Annotated in this window: 2 protein-coding genes; both read right to left on the reverse strand. The window is 44.1% G+C overall.

Going from position 1 to position 1,811, the window contains the following annotated elements:
* Nucleotides 1–177: 177 nt before the first annotated feature.
* A complete protein-coding gene (locus tag LD39_RS19485; RefSeq protein WP_231572621.1) occupies nt 178–1,062 on the reverse strand; it encodes an RluA family pseudouridine synthase in 885 nt (294 codons plus the stop codon).
* On the reverse strand, nt 1,059–1,811 hold a 753-nt coding region (locus tag LD39_RS19490; protein WP_035552206.1), incomplete at its 5' end, for an NAD kinase. The genes LD39_RS19490 and LD39_RS19485, both read right to left, overlap by 4 nt.

Genomic DNA, 1,811 nt, shown 5'->3' on the forward strand with positions numbered 1-1,811 from the left:
AAATATAAAAGAAAACAACGATGAGGACTAAACCGATAATGATCATAAACCCATACATGATTGCTCACCTTTCTCCATTGACAAACTCAAGCTTATATCTCTCTTCCCCTAATCACATTAGTATAAATCTCCATTTCAAACATCAAAAAAAGACTGGGCCTCAAGATCCAGTCTTTTCTATGTGCGGAATTTCCTCCACGATGCTGGTAAGTCAGATGTAAAGAGCATTTTCTCTTTCGTCCATGGATGAATAAATTCAACAGAATGACAATGCAGTGCTTGTCCTGTCAGAAACTCCATTTCAGTGCCTCCATACAATGTGTCCCCTGCAAGCGGATGCCCGATATAAGCCATATGTACACGAATTTGATGGGTACGCCCTGTCAAAAGTTCGAGTCCTACAAGGGTAAAAGCTTCGTACCGTTCTTCTGTATGAAAAAGCGTTTGAGAAGCCTTCCCTTCACTAGATACTTTTCTTCTGATGATGGAACCTTCACTCCTTGCAATCGGTTCGTCTATCAGTCCTTCATCCTGAGAGATGACTCCGTGAACGAGGGCTTTATATCTCCGGTTAACGAGCTTCATTTTCTTCGTCATCATCATATGGCTGTACGCATGTTTAGCTACCACCATTAATCCTGATGTGTCCCTGTCAAGCCTCGTTACAATGTGGACAGTGGAAGTGATTCCCTTTTCATCATAGTAATGAAGCAGCCGGTTCGCCACCGACGTCTTTGTACGGTCGATAGAAGGTGTGACGGCAAGGCCAGCGGGCTTATCAATCACAATCAAGTCTTCGTCCTCGTAGACGATGGAGAGCGGACCTTCCTCTGGAAAAATCCGCTCTCCACGTTTTTCTATTGGAAAATGGACCGTCACTTTATCATGCATCTTCAGCGGCCTCCACAATTCGGTAGTCCTGTTGTTTACTAAAACCTTGCCTTCTTCCTTGACTCGCTTAAATAACTGTCTTGAGAATCGTGCATGGTCGAATAGAAAGGCTTTAACCGAATGGCCATCCCATATTTCTGGAGTCTGCCACGTTTTTATCAATCGACTCAATGGTTGTGCTCATCCGATACAAAGGAATCGTGGACTCGCTTCCAGAAAGGAAACGGACGGAACCTTGCAAAACGAACCTTCTCGCGGGCCACTCGGCATTGGATGGATTTCACGTCTTTGTATGTGCGTGTAATATGGTCAATCGTAAACAGGAAACTTCGTTCATTCAACGGTTTCAACAAACACGTGTGATGGCTCGGCAAAATTAAAGGTGAACCAATGGTCCGGAAAACACGATTGTTAATCGAAGCCATCTCAGCAATTTGGATCGCCTCGATCGATGGATGGAGAATGGCTCCTCCGAGTGCTTTATTGTAGGCTGTACTTCCGGAGGGTGTGGATATACAGAGCCCATCTCCACGGAATGTTTCAAAATGATCCCCTTTAATTTCAATATCGAACACCACGGAGCCTTCAGACGTTTTTATGGCACATTCATTAAGGGCTAAGTATCGATCTTCTTCTCCACCGTTTTTCGGACGAATGGTGACTTCAAGGAGCGGATATTCCACAACCTGAAATGGAGTCTTGGCAATTTCTATGATTAGTTTTTCAAGCTCTTCAGGCATCCAATCAGCATAGAAGCCTAAATGCCCTGTATGAATCCCGATAAAAGCCGTTTCGTCCAAACGATGGACGTACGTATGAAAAGCCTCTAAGAGTGTCCCATCTCCTCCCACAGAAATAGCGAGATCAGGCTCATCTTCGTTGTATTCTAAGTTGAATTCAGTCAGGTAGTTTTTGATTTT

The sequence above is a fragment of the Halobacillus sp. BBL2006 genome (genome assembly GCF_000786645.1).
Classification (GTDB): domain Bacteria; phylum Bacillota; class Bacilli; order Bacillales; family Halobacillaceae; genus Halobacillus.